10 protein-coding genes are annotated in these 13,833 nt (G+C 70.7%); 4 read left to right on the top strand and 6 right to left on the bottom strand.

What is annotated here, in order from left to right; all coding sequences use genetic code 11:
* Positions 1 to 32: 32 nt before the first annotated feature.
* The gene (locus IEY86_RS28030; protein WP_189134676.1) at positions 33 to 461 is read left to right on the top strand and encodes a hypothetical protein; all 429 of its coding nucleotides are present in this window, start codon (positions 33 to 35) and stop codon (positions 459 to 461) included.
* Positions 462 to 711: 250 nt separating this feature from the next.
* On the top strand, positions 712 to 3,447 hold the full coding sequence (gene adhE / locus IEY86_RS28035) for a bifunctional acetaldehyde-CoA/alcohol dehydrogenase (RefSeq protein ID WP_189134677.1): 2,736 nt from the start codon (positions 712 to 714) through the stop codon (positions 3,445 to 3,447).
* A gap of 208 nt (positions 3,448 to 3,655) precedes the next feature.
* Here the strand turns inward: adhE and pflA are convergent, their stop codons facing one another.
* Both pflA and pflB read right to left on the bottom strand, forming a co-directional pair.
* A complete protein-coding gene (gene pflA, locus IEY86_RS28040; RefSeq protein ID WP_189134678.1) occupies positions 3,656 to 4,402 on the bottom strand; it encodes a pyruvate formate-lyase-activating protein in 747 nt (248 codons plus the stop codon).
* Positions 4,399 to 6,657, bottom strand: coding sequence for a formate C-acetyltransferase (gene pflB / locus IEY86_RS28045; protein WP_189134679.1), 2,259 nt, complete (start codon positions 6,655 to 6,657; stop codon positions 4,399 to 4,401). The genes pflA and pflB overlap by 4 nt, the downstream gene beginning before the upstream one ends.
* Positions 6,658 to 6,938: 281 nt before the next feature.
* Between pflB and IEY86_RS28050 the strand changes: the two genes are divergently transcribed.
* Together IEY86_RS28050 and IEY86_RS28055 are read left to right on the top strand one after the other, a co-directional pair.
* Positions 6,939 to 7,643 carry a CBS domain-containing protein gene (locus IEY86_RS28050; protein ID WP_189134716.1) on the top strand — a complete coding sequence of 235 codons (705 nt, stop codon included), beginning with the start codon at positions 6,939 to 6,941 and terminating at the stop codon, positions 7,641 to 7,643.
* Between the two features lie 232 nt (positions 7,644 to 7,875).
* Positions 7,876 to 8,361 carry a carboxymuconolactone decarboxylase family protein gene (locus IEY86_RS28055; protein ID WP_189134680.1) on the top strand — a complete coding sequence of 162 codons (486 nt, stop codon included), beginning with the start codon at positions 7,876 to 7,878 and terminating at the stop codon, positions 8,359 to 8,361.
* Positions 8,362 to 8,458: 97 nt separating this feature from the next.
* On the opposite strand, the gene IEY86_RS28060 is transcribed toward IEY86_RS28055, so the two are convergent.
* The 4 genes from IEY86_RS28060 to IEY86_RS28075 are packed head-to-tail and all read right to left on the bottom strand — an operon-like array spanning position 8,459 to position 13,746.
* A complete protein-coding gene (locus IEY86_RS28060; RefSeq protein ID WP_189134681.1) occupies positions 8,459 to 9,301 on the bottom strand; it encodes an aminotransferase class IV in 843 nt (280 codons plus the stop codon).
* A 47-nt stretch (positions 9,302 to 9,348) separates the two neighbouring features.
* Positions 9,349 to 10,590: an FAD-dependent monooxygenase gene (locus IEY86_RS28065; protein ID WP_189134682.1), complete on the bottom strand. Its 1,242-nt coding sequence runs from the start codon at positions 10,588 to 10,590 to the stop codon at positions 9,349 to 9,351.
* Between the two features lie 10 nt (positions 10,591 to 10,600).
* Entirely contained in the window at positions 10,601 to 12,235 is a 1,635-nt protein-coding gene (locus tag IEY86_RS28070; protein ID WP_189134683.1) for a class I adenylate-forming enzyme family protein, read from the bottom strand.
* Positions 12,236 to 12,258: 23 nt separating this feature from the next.
* Positions 12,259 to 13,746 carry an AMP-binding protein gene (locus tag IEY86_RS28075; RefSeq protein ID WP_229698832.1) on the bottom strand — a complete coding sequence of 496 codons (1,488 nt, stop codon included), beginning with the start codon at positions 13,744 to 13,746 and terminating at the stop codon, positions 12,259 to 12,261.
* Positions 13,747 to 13,833 lie beyond the last annotated feature (87 nt).

The raw sequence follows: 13,833 nt of genomic DNA on the forward strand, positions 1-13,833 counted from the left end.
GCACACAGCGACAACACGAAGGAGTGGTCGGCATGACCGGCAGGAACGCTGGAGCTCGCGGCATTGCCGCCGTTGTCCAGGTGCGGGCGGAAGGCGAGGTGAGTGAGGGGGCCCTGGCGTACGCCCGTTCCAAGATCGACGCCGTCGTGAACCGGCCGGGGCTGCCGGTTGTCACCGGCGAGGTGAGGATCGCCAAGGCGGCGGCCCATCACGCCGAGCACCCGTGGTCGGCCGTGGCGGACCTTCGGGTGGGCACCCGCGTCGTGGTCGTTCACGCTGAGGAGGCCACCAGCCAGGAGGTCACCGACCGGTTGCAGGACCGGCTGCGCCGTCAGGTGGAACGCGCGGCCCACGGGGGGAGCGCCGCCCACCGGCTGGTCACCCCGCCCTGGCGCGGCGGGCAGTCGCCCGAAGCCCCGGTCGGCCGCAACACGCCCACGGACACGCCGACATCCGGATGAGCGGGACACTCGGCCGCTCACCGGTGCTGTCGGACACCCGCACCGGCGACCTCGCCGTCGGGCGCCCGACCGGCCCCGGTGACCCAGGGCCGGTCGGGCGAAGGCAGGGACCTTTGGCGCCTGCATGGCGGCCTTGGCGTGCGAGACGGTGGTGGCAGGAGCGGTACCGATCACCCCGCGCTGCCGCTCCTCGCACGGCACGCCGCCGGTCTTCCGGCTCACGACCTCGACGACGGAGGCGCACTCTCCCATGACCCGACACGACGTCCGAACCCGCGCCGCCACCCCGGGCAGCCCGCCGTCCCAGACCGCCATCGCGGTGGACCGACTGGTCACGAACGGGCTCAAGGCGCTCGCCGACTACGAAGCCCTCCACCAGGAGCAGGTCGACCACATCGTCAAGAAGGCCTCGGTTGCCGCTCTGGACCAGCACACCGCGCTGGCCCGCCTGGCGGTGGACGAGACCGGACGCGGGGTCTTCGAGGACAAGGCGGCCAAGAACATGTTCGCGTGCGAGCACGTCACGGACAGCATGGGCCGAATGAAGACCGTCGGCGTCATCGCCCGTGACGACATCGACGACATGGTCGAGATAGCCGAACCGGTGGGGGTGGTGTGCGCGATCACCCCGGTCACCAACCCGACCTCCACCACCATCTTCAAGGCGCTGATGGCGCTGAAGACCCGCAACCCGGTCGTGTTCGCCTTCCACCCCTCCGCTCAGCGCTGCAGCGTCGAGGCGGCCCGGATCGTGCGCGACGCCGCCGTCGCCGCGGGAGCCCCGCAGCACTGCGTCCAATGGATCGAGACCCCGTCCATCGAGGCGACCGACGCGCTCATGCGCCACCCGGGCGTCTCGCTGATCCTCGCCACCGGCGGCAACGCCATGGTCAAGGCCGCCTACTCGGCGGGCAAGCCCGCGCTCGGTGTCGGCGCCGGCAACGTCCCCGCCTACGTCCACAAGAGCGCGAAGCTGCGCCGGGCCGTCAACGACCTGGTGCTGTCCAAGTCGTTCGACAACGGCATGATCTGCGCCTCCGAGCAGGCCGTCATCCTCGACTCCGAGATCTACGACGCCGCTCTCGCCGAATTCCGCACCCTGCACGCCCACTTGGCCACCGCCGAGGAGAAGGCCAAGCTGGAGGCACTCCTCTTCCCCGCGGACATGTCCAACAAGGGCTGCGAACCCAAGGTCAACGCGGCGGCCGTCGGCCAGAGCCCCGCCTGGATCGCCGAGCAGGCCGGGTTCACCGTGCCGGCCGAGACCTCGCTCATCCTGGTCGAGGCCGACCGGGTCGGCCCGGACGAGCCGCTGACCCGCGAGAAGCTCTGCCCGGTCCTCGCCGTACTGCGCGCCGACTCCGAACAGCAGGGCTTCGACCTGGCCGCCGACATGGTCGCCTTCCACGGCCAGGGCCACAGCGCCGTCGTCCACACCGAGGACCGCGAGCTCGCCGAGGCGTACGGGATGCGGATGAAGACCGTACGGGTCATCGTCAACTCCCCCTCCTCGCAAGGTGCGATCGGCGGCATCTACAACGGCCTGCTGCCCTCGCTCACCCTGGGCTGCGGCTCCTGGGGCAGCACCTCGGTGTCCAACAACGTCTCCGCCGCCCAGCTGCTGAACGTCAAGCGGGTCTCCACCCGGCGCAACAACCTGCAGTGGTTCAAGGTCCCGCCGAAGATCTACTTCGAGCCGCAGGCCATCCGCTACCTCGCCTACATGCCGGACGTCCACCGCGTCACGATCGTCACCGACGCGACCATGACCCGCCTCGGCTTCGTCGACCGCGTCTCCCGCGTCCTGCAACGCCGCCCCCAGCCGGTGACACTGCAGATCATCGACAACGTCGAGCCCGAGCCCAGCATCGACTCCGTGCAGCGCGGCGCCCGCCTCATGCGGGACTTCCGCCCGGACACCATCATCGCGCTGGGTGGCGGCTCGCCGATGGACGCGGCCAAGGTGATGTGGCTGCTGTACGAGCAGGAGGCCGCCGGCAACAACCTGGACTTCGCGGACATGCGGCAGAAGTTCTCCGACATCCGCAAGCGCGCTTTCCGCTTCCCCGTCCTGGGCAAGCTGGCCCGGCTCGTGTGCATCCCCACCACCTCCGGCACCGGAGCCGAGGTCACCCCGTTCGCGGTCATCTCCGACCCCGCCACCGGGAAGAAGTACCCGCTCGCGGACTACGCGCTCACCCCCAGCGTGGCCATCGTCGACCCGCTGCTGACCGCCGATCTGCCGTCGGCGCTGGCCGCCGACAGCGGCTTCGACGCCCTCACCCACGCCATCGAGGCGTACGTCTCCGTCTACGCCAACGACTTCACCGACGGCCTCGCCCTTCACGCGATCCGCCTGACCTTCGAGAACATCGAGGCGGCGGCGAACGACCGTGCGGGCAGCGCCGAGGCGCGGGCGAAGATGCACAACGCCGGCACCATCGCGGGCATGGCCTTCGGCAACGCCTTCCTCGGCATCGTCCACGCCATGTCCCACACCCTCGGCGCCACCTTCCACATCGCGCACGGCCGCACCAACGCCGTGCTGCTGGCACACGTCATCCGCTACAACGGCACGGTCCCGAGCAAGCTGACGGGCTGGCCCAAGTACGAGGACTACCGCGCCCCGGAACGCTTCCAGGACATCGCCCGCACCCTGGGCCTGCCCGCCGCCACCCCGGCCGAGGGCGTCGAGTCCCTCGCCCGCGCCGTGGAACGGCTGCGCGACGCCGTGGGCATCGAGCCGTCGTTCCAGGCCCTCGGCATCGACGAGCGTGCGTTCCTCCACGCCCTGCCCCAGCAGGCCCTCAACGCCTACGAGGACCAGTGCGCACCCGCCAACCCGCGCATGCCCATGCTCGACGACATGGAGGAGATCATGCGCACGGCGTACTACGGCCGTGCGGGCACCCGGGGAAAGCAGGGCGAAGTCGCCGCGGCAGAGAACGCGGCGGCCGAGAAGGCGAAGGGCGGTCGGCAGACGTAGCGCAGTGTCCTACCCCGAGGGGGCGGCCCCGACCTCCCGCACCGGACGCGACGCCGCGTCCGGTGCGGTCGCCGCCCTACGGCGCCGACGCCATCGACGCAGGCAACTCCCCGTCGTCATGGCGGCCGAGCCAGGGAGCCGTCCACGCGCACGGACATGACGATCGGTCATGTCCGTGCCCTCCCGCGTTCGGCTGCGTATGTCCTGGTCAGTACGCCCGCAGGCCGTGATGGCGGAACTGCTCGCGTACCCGCTCGACCAGATCCGGGGCCGGCGTGGGGGTGTCGCGCAGGGGGAAGGGGACTCCCAGCGCGTCGTACTTGTGGGCGCCGAGCTTGTGGAACGGCAGAACGTCCACCCGGTCGACGTTGCCCAGCCCGGCGAGGAACGCGCCGAGCCCGTCGACGGACGCCGGGTCGTCGGTCCAGCCGGGCACCAGGACGTAGCGGATCCACACCGGGAGGCCGAGCCGGTCCAGGCGGGTGGCGAAGTTGAGGGTCGGGGAGAGTCCGCCGCCGGTCAGTTTCCGGTAGGTGCGGACGTCGAAGGACTTGATGTCGAGCAGCACCAGGTCGGTGTCGGCGAGCAGTTCGTCGCTCGCGCGGGGGCCGAGGAAGCCGGAGGTGTCCAGGGCGGTGTGCAGGCCGAGTTCCTTGCAGCGGCGGAGGACGGCGGCCGTGAAGGCGGGCTGCAGCAGGGCTTCGCCGCCGGTGAGCGTCACCCCTCCGCCGGCGGTGGAGATGAAGGCCCGGTACTTGGCGATCTCGGCCATCACCTCGTCGACGGTGGCCCGCTTGCCGTCACGCATGTGCCAGGTGTCGGGGTTGGCGCAGTACAGGCAGCGCAGGGGGCAGCCGCTGAGGAAGAGCACGAACCGGGTCCCGGGGCCGTCCACTCCCGTGGACAGGTCCCAGGAGTGGATGCGGCCCGTGACCGGCTCGACAGCGGTGTTCACAGCGATCCGTGGAAGGTGCGGCTGATCACGTCGAGCTGCTGCTCGCGGGTCAGGCGGACGAAGTTGACCGCGTATCCGGACACCCGGATCGTCAGCTCGGGGTACTTCTCCGGGTGTTCCATGGCGTCCTCGAGCGTCGCCCGGTCCAGGACGTTGACGTTCATGTGGAAGCCGCCGGAGGCCATGTACGCGTCCAGGATGCCGACCAGGTGGCCCGCGCGCTCGGCCGGGTCGTGCCCCAAGCCCTCGGGGGTGATCGTCGTGGTGAGCGAGATGCCGTCGCGGGCCTGCTCGTAGGGGAGCTTGGCCACCGAGAGGGCCGACGCGGCCACGCCGTGCCGGTCGCGGCCGTTCATCGGGTTGGCACCGGGCGCGAACGGGGCGCCCGCGCGGCGGCCGTCGGGGGTGTTGCCCGTGTGCTTGCCGTACACGACGTTGGAGGTGATGGTCAGCACCGACTGGGTGTGCTCGGCATCCCGGTGGGCGGGGTGCTTGCGCACCTTCGCCATGAACGACTCCACCAGGTGGGCGGCGAGCGCGTCGGCGCGGTCGTCGTTGTTGCCGTACGCCGGGAACCCGCCCTCGACCTCGTAGTCGACGGCCAGCCCGGTTTCGTCCCGGACGACCTTCACGCGGGCGTACTTGACGGCCGAGAGGCTGTCGGCCGCGACCGAGAGGCCGGCGATGCCGCAGGCCATGAAGCGGTGCACGGGGTGGTCGTGCAGGGCCATCTCGATGCGCTCGTAGGCGTACTTGTCGTGCATGTAGTGGATGACGTTGAGCGCGTTGACGTACGTGGCCGCCAGCCAGTCCAGCATGCGGTCGTACGCCGCCGACAGTTCCTCGTAATGCAGGTACTCGCCGGTCAGGGCGGGCATCTCGGGTGCGATCTGCTCGCCGGACATCTCGTCCCGGCCGCCGTTGATCGCGTACAGCAGCGCCTTGGCCAGGTTGACGCGGGCGCCGAAGAACTGCATCTGCCTGCCCACCGCCATGGCGGAGACGCAGCAGGCGATGGCGGTGTCGTCGCCGGTGCGCGGGCGCATCAGGTCGTCGGACTCGTACTGGATGGCGCTGGTGTCGATGGAGGCCTGGGCGCAGAACTCCTTGAAGCCCTCGGGCAGCCGCGGCGACCACAGCACGGTCAGGTTGGGCTCGGGGGCCGGGCCGAGGTTGTACAGGGTCTGGAGGAAGCGGAAGGAGGTGCGGGTGACCAGGGGCCGGCCGTCCGTTCCGATGCCGCCGATGGATTCGGTCACCCAGGTCGGGTCGCCGGAGAACAGGGCGTCGTACTCGGGTGTGCGCAGGAACCGGACGATCCGCAGCTTGATGACGAAGTCGTCGACCAGCTCCTGGGCGTGCGTCTCGTCGATGAGCCCTTCGTCCAGGTCGCGCTGGAGGTAGACGTCCAGGAAGGTGGAGGTGCGGCCCAGCGACATCGCGGCGCCGTTCTGCTCCTTCACAGCGGCCAGGAAGCCGAGGTAGAGCCACTGCACCGCCTCGTGCGCGGTGGCAGCGGGGCGGGAGACGTCGCAGCCGTAGGAGGCCGCCATCTCGGTCAGCTCGCCCAACGCCCGGATCTGCTCGGCCAGTTCCTCGCGGTCGCGGATGACGTCCGGGCTGGAGGGCCGCGCGTCCAGCCGGGCCCGTTCGGCCTGCTTGGCCTCGACGAGCCGGTCGGTGCCGTACAGCGCGACGCGCCGGTAGTCGCCGATGATCCGGCCGCGGCCGTAGGCATCGGGCAGTCCGGTGATGATGCCGGCCTTGCGCGCGGCCCGCATCTCGGGGGTGTAGGCGTCGAAGACGCCGTCGTTGTGGGTCTTGCGGTAGGTGCTGAAGACGCGGGTGACGAAGGGGTCGGCCTGGTAGCCGTACGCCTTCAGCCCGTTCTCGACCATCCGCAGCCCGCCGTTGGGCATGATCGCGCGCTTGAGCGGGGCGTCGGTCTGCAGGCCGACGATCAGCTCGCGGTCGCGGTCGATGAAGCCCGGCCGGTGCGAGGTGATGGTGGACGGCAGTTCCGGGTCGACGTCGAGGATGCCGCGGCGCCGCTCCTGGGGGAACAGACGGGCGACCTTGCCCCAGACGGCGAGCGTGCGCTCGGTCGGCCCGGCCAGGAACGACGCGTCACCCACGTATGGCGTGTAGTTGGCCTGGATGAAGTCGCGCACGTCGATGTGGTCGCGCCAGTGCGTGCCGGCGAAGCCTCGCCAGGCCTCGGTCGCCGCCCGGGGTCCAGTCATGGTTGCGGTCATCGCCGGTTGTCCTCTCCTGTTGTCGCGCGTGCGTTTCACTTCAGATGCTCGTCGTCCGCTGTGTGCGCGGGCAGTGTCCGACAGGTACATCAACGGTGCCGTCCGTCCCTGATGGCATGGGGCCGTTGGGCCCGTCGGCCCCGGGCGGGCGCGGCCATGGGCCGGGTGGCCCATGGCCGAGGGCAGGGGAGGGGGAGACACTGGGGGCGGCAGGTTCACGCCCGGACGGCAGCGGCAGCCTGCGGTGAACGAGCCCGTAACCGGACTTTCAGGGAGGCATGATGCACGGCACGCCGCACATCGTCAGTGACGTGATGACTCAGACCGTCGCCGCCATCGGCCGCGGCGCGGCCTTCAAGGAGATCGTGCGGATGATGAACGACTGGAAGGTCAGCGCCCTGCCCGTCCTGGAGGGCGAGGGACGGGTCGTCGGCGTCGTCTCCGAGGCGGACCTGCTGCACAAGGAGGAGTTCCGCGACAGCGACGGCGACCGGTCCACGCAGTCTCGGCCCTTGTCCGACCTGGCGAAGGCCGGGGCGGTCACCGCCGACGAGCTGATGACCTCTCCGGCCCTCACCGTCCACGCCGACGCGACGCTCGCCCAGGCCGCGCGGACCATGGCACACGCCAAGGTCAAACGGCTCCCCGTCGTCGACGAGGTGGGCATGCTGCAGGGCATCATCAGCCGCGCCGACCTGCTGAAGGTGTTCCTGCGCGACGATGAGGAGATCGCCGAGGAAGTCCGCCGGGAGGTGGTGGCCCCACTCTTCCCCTCGTCGGCGTCAGCTGTGCGCGTGGCGGTGCGGGACGGAGTCGTGACGCTCAGCGGCCGCATCCGGGACACGTCCCTGGTCCCCGTGGCCGCGCGCCTGGTCCGGGCCGTCGAGGGTGTTGTGGACGTGGGCTTCGATCTCACCGGGCACCGCGGTTCCTCCGAGCCGACCGCCGCCCCTTCGGTTCGCGGCGAGGACGCCTCGCCGTCCTGACCCACCACGGGTGAGCGAGCGTCCTGGCCCGGCCTGCTGCGGCCCGGGAACGCCGACTCCAAAACCGCCGCCGACCATGTCGAGGCCGCGAGGTTTGCCCTGGCCTGCCGAAGAGGTGCCGGCGCGGTGGCGGACGCGGATCGACAGGCATGATGATTGACAGGGTGTCAAAGAAGACCCAATTTCTTTGTTCCGTCCTGTCGCGCGCTTTTTTTGCAAGTAGAGTCGATGCATGAACAGTGATGAAAGCCCGCCTCGCGTGGCTCTCAAGGAAATCACCCCTCAAGTCTCCGCGGCAATGGGTGCCCTGCACGCCGCGGCTGTTTCGGCGGCGGGTGAAGCCAAGGTCGAGCCGGAATTGCTGGAGCTGATCAGGATCCGCGCCTCACAGATCAACGGCTGTGCGTTCTGCCTCGACATGCATACGAAGGACGCCCGCGCCAAGGGCGAGACCGAGCAGCGCGTCCATGCGCTGAACGCCTGGCGCGAGACTCCGTTCTTCACGGAACGGGAGCGTGCCGCACTCGCGTTGGCCGAGGCGGTGACCCAGGTGCACGACGGGCATGTGCCGGACGCGGTGTACCGGGAGGTCGCCGGTGTCTTCGACGAGGCTCAGGTCGCGGCACTGATCTGGGCGGCGACCGTCATCAATGCGTACAACCGCATCGCGATAGCGACCCGTATGAAACCCGGCAATTATCAGCCGGTTCAGAAATAGGCGGAAACGAGGATGTCGCGCCGGGCCGATGTCCGTCGGATCGGCGCGATCTCTTGCGCGTCGGATCAATGACCGATCGCGCGGACCAGGGCGGCGTTCAGCCGGTCTGCAGCGGCTCGGCGATGTCGTCCAGCCATTTCTGCCATTCGGCGGCGTGCGGCGCTGGGCCCGCGCGCATCGGTCGTCCCGCCCGAATCTCCTCCCCTGTCCGTGTCCCGGTCCAGCCGGTGACCGGGCGGATTCCGTGCAGGGCGTTGACCAGCCACACCTCGCGACCGTCCAACTCCTCCAGGAACCGCGCACGGTGGACGATCCGGATCCCGGACCGCCCCGCCCGCTCCAGGATGAACCCTGCGGTGACCCCGGCCAGCACCGGCAGTTGCGGCGAGGGCAGGCACAAGGTCTCCTCTTCCCACCACAACACGCTGGAGTTCGCCGCCTCCAGCACCACGCCGGACGGGGTGGTCAGCACCGCTTCCTCCGCCCCCTGGCCGGACACCGACGCCCGGCGGCGGATTCCGGCAAGGGCGTCCAGGTCAGGGCCCTTGCGGCGGGGGACGGTTCGCGGGTCGAGCTGCCCCGCCGCCCATACCCGTACCCGCGATGCGAGCGCAGGCGCCACCCGCAGCCGCAGCCGCAACCGTGGCGCGGCGGGCGCGGGAACGAGTTCGACACGCGGGAACCAGGCTCCGGTGCGGGGCAGCGCGTCTGTCATGCTCCGCCAGAACTCGTCCAGTTGCCCGGCGGACGGCCCGCCCAGCACTGCGCAGGCACACCGGAAGCGTTCCCGGTGCCGGGCCAGCCCGCGCACCCGGCCGTCGCGGACCAGCCAGGAGTCGGCTGCCAGCAGCCTGTCGCCTCCTGGTGGTTCGCCCTCCACGGCGGTCAGGCCACGGCCGGGCCGCCAGATCAGGATGCGTTCCGCTGTCGTCTCAGTCATCTTGGTCCCCTCCGTCCTCCCTTGTCGTCCCCGTCGTCCCCGTCGTCTCAGTACTTCCGGCCCGCGCTCGCGGGCGATCCGTGCCGGGGCCCGTAGGGGGCACGCTCCAGCCACTGCCCGCACCAGGGCAGTACGGGGGCGAGTGCCGCCGCCGCACGCTGCTTGGCCCGTACGATGCGACGCCGCGGCCGCAGATGCTCCAGGGCCGCGCCGGCCGCGGCGCTGTTGAACAGCGCCGCCGTACGCCTGGCGGCGGCGAATCGGCCGACTGCCTCCGGCGTGCCGGTGGCCACGGCCTCCGCCGCCGCCGCGGCGTCCGCGATACCGCTGTTCATGCCTCGGGCGCCGAACGGCGGGAAGAGGTGGGCGGCTTCGCCGACGAGCAGCACCCGGCGCCGGGGGTCCGTGAACTCGGCCGCGACCTTGCGCACGAAGCGGTACGTCGACACCCAAAGGATCCGGTCGACGTGGCCGTCACCGTCGACGACACGTGGCAGCCACTCGTGTACCGCATCCCTGGTCCCAAAGGACGCGTGTGGGTCGTCGTCCCTGCACTGGAGGTCCACCTGGAAGCCCCCGGTGAATGGCACCCGCATCACGCTGCGTCCGCCGACACCGGGGTGCTCGTAGTGGAACACCCGCTCGACCGGCAGTTCGGCGCCGGGGGTTTCGGCGACGTCCACCACGACATGGAACCCGCGCGAACGGGTGCCCTCCATACGGATGCCCAGCTCCCTCCGCACCGCCGAGCGGGCGCCGTCGGCCGCTATGACCCGGCTGCTGGTCCAGCTGCGGCCGTCCTCGCTGGTCAGTACGGCATCGGTATCGGTGACCCGCACGCCGTTCACCTTCGCGCCCCACACGAAGTCCACTCCGGCGGACTGGCAGGCGGCGAGCAGGAAACGCTCGGTGTCGACCTGCCGCAGGCTGGTGAAGGGCGGCAGGCCACCCGTCGATTCGGTGGTTTCCGCCGACGGCGACGCCGCCGAAGACTCCGGGGGTCGCAACGGCGTGGCGAAGGACCGCGCGTACACCTCGCGGCCGCGGTACAGGGTGCGCTTGGTGTGCCAGGTCTGCCCGTGCGAGGTGATCTCTGCCGCGAGGCCCGGCCGCATCCCGTCGAGCAGCCGAAGGGTCTCCCGGTGCACGAACAGCGCCCGGCTCCCCGGCCGTTCCCGGTCTGCCCGGTCCGTCTCCAGTACGGTGACCGGCAGCCCGTGTGCCCGTACCGCCAGCGCCGCCGCCATGCCCACCGGCCCGGCGCCCACCACGATGACGGGGAGGCACATACCGGACACCTCAGCCCCCGGCCGGGATCGTCGGGCCGCTGGGGTCGGCGGTGACCGGGAGCGTCGCGCCCTCGGTGAGCATGCGGGTGATCTCCACCCGCTTGACCTTCCAGGTGGAGGTCATCGGCAGCTCCTCGAACCGCCACTGCAACGGGGGGGCCATCGGGGGCAGATCGGCCGTGGCCTCTTCCCACCGCCGGGGGTTGAGGGGCCGGTCGCCCCGTACGCACACCACCGGCACCGGCTCGAGGTCGGAGCCGGGCACGATGACGACCTCGCGCAGTTCCTCAAGGCGCGACATCAGCTTGTCCTCGACCTCCAGATTGCTGTTCACGGAGTCGATCCGGTCGATCTCCCGATCGATCAGATACAGGCGGCCCCACCGGTCCTTGTAGCCAATGTCGCCCATCTGCCACCAGCCGCGGCGGAGTTGACCGTCGTACTGCTTCTGGGCGTCGAAATAGGTGAGGATCCGGCCCCTGGTGCGGGCCTCGATACGGCCGGACACCCCTGGCCTGGCGCGTCCGGGCCCTCCGGCGCTGTCGTCGACGATCCGGATCCGGGTGAAGCCGGGTATCGCGGTGCCCACCCGGCGGCCGTCCGCCCGTGCCGCGCCGCGGCGCGTGAACCACTGGAAGGCGACAGGTCCGGTCTCGCTCTGCCCGTAGAGCTGGACCAACCACGGAGCGCGCCTGCGCGAAGCGCCGAGTAACCGCCGCACGGTGCGCGGGTGGATGGCGTCGAAGGTGCTGCCGTACGAGCGGACCCGGGACAGCGGCTCGCCGGGTGCGTCGGCCAGTTCCTCCCACAGGACGAAGGTGTTGGGGTGGGTCTCGACGATACCGGGGCGGTGCCTGGCGAGCAGCGGTCCCACGTCGGCCGGGGTTGGATCGACGATCATCACCAGGGGGCTGCCGAAGTGCAGCAGCACGCCCAGCAGATGGTAGAAGCGGGAGTGGACGAAGGACATGTGCAGGGCCGCGGTCTCCCCGCGGGCCGGCCAGCCCATCGCCTTCTGGGGGATGAGGCGGTTCCACATCGTGTTCGCGCAGTGCACGGCCAGTTTGGGGATGCCGGTGGTGCCTGAGCTGTGAGTGATGAGCGAGGGCTCGCGAGGGTGCAGCCGTACCGGTCCGTGGGGCGGGGCGGCGTCGTACATGTCCAGGGGCACGCTGCCCGCGGTGGCAGCGGGGGCGGGGCCGACGGACAACACCTCTCGTACGAGATGTGGCAGGTCGACGTTGTGCAGCGGCCCATCCAGTTTGGCCCGGTCGGTGATCAGCCACGGCTGCCGCAGCCGATCGAGCAGTTCACCGGCGACCCCGCCCTCCAGAGCGGGCGAGAGGAGGGCCGGGACCGCGCCGATACGGGACACGGCGCAGGTCAGCAGCACGATGTCGAGGTTGTCGGATTTGTGGATGGCCACGCGCTCGGTCGGCCGTATCCCTGCTGCCCACAGCCGGGCGGACAGATCGTCGATCAGATCGGCGAGTACGGGGTAGCTGAGGGCGACCCCGGCTTCGGGTTGCACGTCCAGTGGCCGGTCGAGGGTGACGGGGACGTTGCCGTGCCGGGAGGCGGCTCGCCGGAGCATCAGCCCCGGATAGAAGCCCCGATCCGAGAGCGGGGGCAGGGTCTGCCGCATGTGGCTGTTCCTTTCCGAGGTGGTCACCACGTGCCCTGGCGGACCAGGTGGCGGCGGAGTTTGCCGGTCGGTGTCCGCGGGAGCGACCGGACGACGGTGACGGTCCGGGGGACCTTGAAGGGGGCGAGGTGCTTGCGCGCCAGGGTGAGGAGTTCGTCCTCGAGGTCGGCGGCGTCCGTGTTCGCGTTCGGGTTGGTGACGACGAACGCCTGCAGCCGGGTGGCGCCGCGCTCGTCGGCGATGGATGCCGCGGCCACCTCCCTTACCGCCGGATGGGCCCGCAGCACATCCTCCACTTCGAGCGGTGACATGGTGATCCCCCCGACCATTTCCATGTCGTCCACCCTGCCCAGGTGGCGGTAGCTGCCGTCCGGCTCGCGGCGGGCGCGGTCCCGGGTGGCCAGCCAACCGTCGACCACGGTGCGGGCGGTCTCCTCGGGCAGGTTCAGGTAGCCGGGGGTCACCGTCGGTCCGCGTACCCAGAGTTCGCCTTCCGCCCCGTCGTGCGTGACGGGGCGTCCCGTGGGGTCCCGCAGTTCCACGTCGTAGCCGGGCACCGGGCGGCCGACCGTGCCCGGGATGTTGTGGTCCAGGTGGTTGGCGCAGAAGGCGTGGCCGGCCTCGGTGGAGCCGATCTGTTCCAGGACGGGCGCGCCCAGGAGTTCGGTGACCCGCTGCCCGAGGCCGGCGGGCATCCTTTCCCCTGCCGAGACGGCGGCGCGCACCGAGGCGAAGCAGGCCGCGTGCCCGCTTCCCCGGTCGGCCACAAGAGCGGCGTACGCCGACGGTACGGAGTACAGCAGAGTGACCCGGTGCCGGGCGGTCAGTTCGTCGATGACCGCGGGGGTGGGCCGCCGGTCCACCAGTACGGCGGAGGAGCCGGAGAAGAGCGGGAAGGCGAACGCGTTGCCGAAGCCGTAGGCGAAGTAGAGCTTGGACACCGACAGGGTGACATCGGCGGGGGTGATGCGGAGCAGCCGCTGCCCGATGAAGGCGTGATAGTTCTCGGGGTCGCCGTGGCAGTGCACGACTGCTTTGGGGCGGCCGGTGGTTCCGGAGGTGTACTGGATGTAGAGCGGGGTGCGCGGCCCGGTCGGATGGGGGGCGGTGGCGGGCGGCGTGGCGGTGGTGGCGAGCGCGAGCAACTGGTAGGCGCAGAGCTGGTGCCGTCCGGCGAAGCGGTCCTCCAGGCCGGGGCCGGTCACACAGAGCACGGCATCGGTGTCGTCCGCCATGAAATCGTGCTCGGCGGGGAGGAGTTCGGGGTTGGCCAGTGCCGCCACCGCTCCGAGGCGGGCGGTGGCGAGGAAGGCGGCCACCCATGCGAGGGAGTCGGGCAGCGCGAGCAGGATGCGGTCGCCGGGCCGGACACCGTGATCGGCGAGGACGGTGGCGGCACGGGCGGCGAGATCGTGCACCTGGCCGTGGGTCCAGACCTGGTGGCCCTCGTGGAAGGCCGGCAGGTCGGTCCAGCCGTGATGCTCTGCCAGGGCGGCGAGACGGCCCGCCATATTGCTCGCGCTGACGATCGGTTCGCCGTGCGTGCCGGTCACAGTGTCGACCTGGGGGGAGTGGTCGGGGGAGTGGGACGTGGACCA

This window comes from Wenjunlia tyrosinilytica (assembly GCF_014646055.1).
Taxonomy (GTDB): Bacteria; Actinomycetota; Actinomycetes; order Streptomycetales; family Streptomycetaceae; genus Wenjunlia; species Wenjunlia tyrosinilytica.

What these genes read in the sequence shown, in the direction of transcription:
- IEY86_RS28030 (WP_189134676.1), top strand. Translation starts at nt 33, where the DNA reads ATGACCGGCAGGAACGCTGGAGCTCGCGGCATTGCCGCCGTTGTCCAG.
- adhE (WP_189134677.1), top strand. Translation starts at nt 712, where the DNA reads ATGACCCGACACGACGTCCGAACCCGCGCCGCCACCCCGGGCAGCCCG.
- pflB (WP_189134679.1), bottom strand. Translation starts at nt 6,657, where the DNA reads ATGACCGCAACCATGACTGGACCCCGGGCGGCGACCGAGGCCTGGCGA.
- IEY86_RS28050 (WP_189134716.1), top strand. Translation starts at nt 6,939, where the DNA reads ATGCACGGCACGCCGCACATCGTCAGTGACGTGATGACTCAGACCGTC.
- IEY86_RS28055 (WP_189134680.1), top strand. Translation starts at nt 7,876, where the DNA reads ATGAACAGTGATGAAAGCCCGCCTCGCGTGGCTCTCAAGGAAATCACC.
- IEY86_RS28060 (WP_189134681.1), bottom strand. Translation starts at nt 9,301, where the DNA reads ATGACTGAGACGACAGCGGAACGCATCCTGATCTGGCGGCCCGGCCGT.
- IEY86_RS28065 (WP_189134682.1), bottom strand. Translation starts at nt 10,590, where the DNA reads ATGTGCCTCCCCGTCATCGTGGTGGGCGCCGGGCCGGTGGGCATGGCG.
- IEY86_RS28070 (WP_189134683.1), bottom strand. Translation starts at nt 12,235, where the DNA reads ATGCGGCAGACCCTGCCCCCGCTCTCGGATCGGGGCTTCTATCCGGGG.
- IEY86_RS28075 (WP_229698832.1), bottom strand. Translation starts at nt 13,746, where the DNA reads ATGGCGGGCCGTCTCGCCGCCCTGGCAGAGCATCACGGCTGGACCGAC.